This is a genomic window from Streptomyces sp. 8K308, from assembly GCF_004348315.1.
GTDB lineage: Bacteria > Actinomycetota > Actinomycetes > Streptomycetales > Streptomycetaceae > Streptomyces.
In genome coordinates this window covers 1-2483 of the sequence record NZ_SMKC01000552.1, presented here as the reverse complement: position 1 = coordinate 2483, position 2483 = coordinate 1, and the positions used below count along the sequence as shown (strand labels likewise).

At 77.4% G+C, this 2483-nt stretch carries 1 protein-coding gene; it reads left to right on the top strand.

Annotated features, from left to right (window positions below; all coding sequences use genetic code 11):
* The coding region (locus tag E1265_RS35545; RefSeq protein WP_132935072.1) for a TIGR02680 family protein at nucleotides 1-2328 on the top strand (2328 nt) is incomplete at its 5' end.
* Between the last annotated feature and the right edge of the window lie 155 nt (nucleotides 2329-2483).

Genomic DNA, 2483 nt, shown 5'->3' with positions numbered 1-2483 from the left:
CCCCACACCCGCACCCCGGGCCTCAGGGAGCGGCAGCCGGGCGCCCCGCTGTGGCGCCTCGTCGATTTCCGGGACGAGCTGACCCCGACCGAACGCGCCGGCCTCGAGGCGGCGTTGGAGGCGTCCGGGCTGCTCGACGCCTGGGTCACCCCCGACGGCGCGGCGCTGGCACCCGAGGGACACGACACGCTGCTCTCCCCTCGGGCTGAGCCCGTGCCGGGACCCTCGTCGGCCCGCGCGCTCCGCCCGGCCGTGGACCACGGCGACCGGCGGGCCGCCCAGGTCGGCGAGGCCACCGTGGCCCGGCTGCTCGCCGCCATCGGACTCGGCCCCGACACGGGCGCCGACACCTGGGTGGCCACCGACGGCCGGTTCCGGGTCGGCGCGCTGGCCGGCCGGTGGGCCAAGCCCGCCGCCGCCCATGTCGGCGAGGGCGCACGCGAGGCCGCCCGACGCGCCCGCGTCGACGCACTGCACACCGAACTCGCCACGCTCCGGGTCGAGTCGGCCGCCGTCGACGCCGAGGCGGAAACGGTCGCCGCCCGGCGCCGCACCCTCGACGCCGAGCTGGCCGCCGTCCCCGACGACGCGCCGCTCCGCCAGGCGCACGCGCACGCCGCGGCCGCCGCGGAGACCGCACACCGCGCCACCGCGCGCCGCCAGGCCCGCGCCGAAGACCTCGCCACCGCCACCGCCCAAGCCGACCAGGCGGCGGGGGAGTTCACCAGCACCGCGGCCGACCTCGGCCTGCCGGCGGACCGCGCGGAACTCGCCGCCGTCCGCCGCGCCCACACCGAACTCGCCGTCGCCCTGGCCACGCTCTGGCCGGCGCTGCGGGAGAGCGCCGCCGCCGCCGACCGGCTCGGCGAGGAGCACGAGGAGATCGCCCGCGCCGCCGAACGCGCCACCGAACTCGCCCAGCGCACCGAGGAGCTGACCCGCGCCGCCGCCGCGGCCGACGAGCGGCACACCACCCTGCGCGCCACCGTCGGCGCCGCCGTCGCCGAACTCCAGCGCCGGCTCACCGAAACCGCCGACGAGCAGCTCGCCACCCGGTCCCAGCAGCGCCAAGCCCGCGCCGACCACACCGCGGCCGAGCGGCGCGCCGGCGCCGCCGACGGCCGCATCGAGCTGCTGCGCCGCACCATCGCGGAGACCGTCGCCGACCGCGCCGAGGCCATCGCGGCACTGCAACGGTTCGCGGCCACCGGCCTGTTGACCGTCGCCCTCCCCGACCTCGACGTGCCGGCCGCCGACCAGGGGCCGTGGGCGCCCACCCCCGCCATCGCCCTGGCCAGGGCCATCGAGTCCGAACTGGCCACCGCCGACGACTCCGACGCCGCCTGGGAGCGGATCCAGTCCAACCTCAGCCGGGAGTTCAAGACCCTCCAGGACACCCTCTCCCGACACGGCCACGCCGCCTCGGCCCGCATGGTGGAGGACGGCATGGTGGTCGACATCGTCTACCAGGGCCGGCAACGCCCCGTCCCCGCACTCGCCGCCGCGCTCGACACGGAGGTGCGCGAACTCACCCGCATCCTCTCCGCCCACGAGCGCGAGATCCTGGAAACCCACCTCATCACCGAGGTCGCCGGCACCCTCCAGGAATTGATCGGCGCCGCCGAGCGGCGGGTCGTCGCCATGAACGCGGAGCTCGCCGAGCGCCCCACCTCCACCGGCATGCGCCTCCGCCTGGTGTGGCGGCCCTCCCGCCGCGCCCCGGCCGGACTGGCCGCCGCCCGCGAGCGGCTGCGCCAGTCAGCCGACGCCTGGACCCCGGAGGACCGGGCGGCCGTGGGCGAGTTTTTGCAGGCGCAGATCGCCCGCCAGCAGTCCGACGACGTGGCGGGCAGCTGGCTCGAACACCTGACGGCGGCCCTCGACTACCGCTCCTGGCACGAGTTCGGCGTCGAGCGCCACCAACACGACCGCTGGGTCCCGGCCACCGGCCCCGCCTCCGGCGGCGAGCGCGTGCTCGCCGTCTCCGTGCCGCTGTTCGCCGCCGCCTCCTCCCACTACGCCAGCGCCGGCAACCCCCACTCGCCGCGCCTGGTCACCCTCGACGAGGCGTTCGCCGGCGTCGACGACGACTCGCGCGCCAAGTGCCTCGGCCTGCTGCACGCCTTCGACCTCGACGTCGTCATGACCAGCGAGCGCGAATGGGCCTGCTACCCCCAGGTGCCGGGCATCGCCATCGCCCAACTCTCCAGGATCGACGAGCTGTCCGCCGTCCTCGTCACCCGATGGGAGTGGGACGGCACCGCGCGGCAGCGCCGCGCCGACCCGGTCCGCGCCGAGCCCGCGCCACCCGAGCCGCTGTGGACCTGACCGTGGACCTGACCCGGCTGCGCCGGCTGCTGGGCGACCCCGAACTCGCCTGGCTGGTCGACCGCGCCCGCCGCCGCCTCGCCCACCAGCGGCCGCTCACCGGACCCGTCTCCCTCACCGACCCGACCCCCGCGCAACGAGCCGCCGCCGAACGC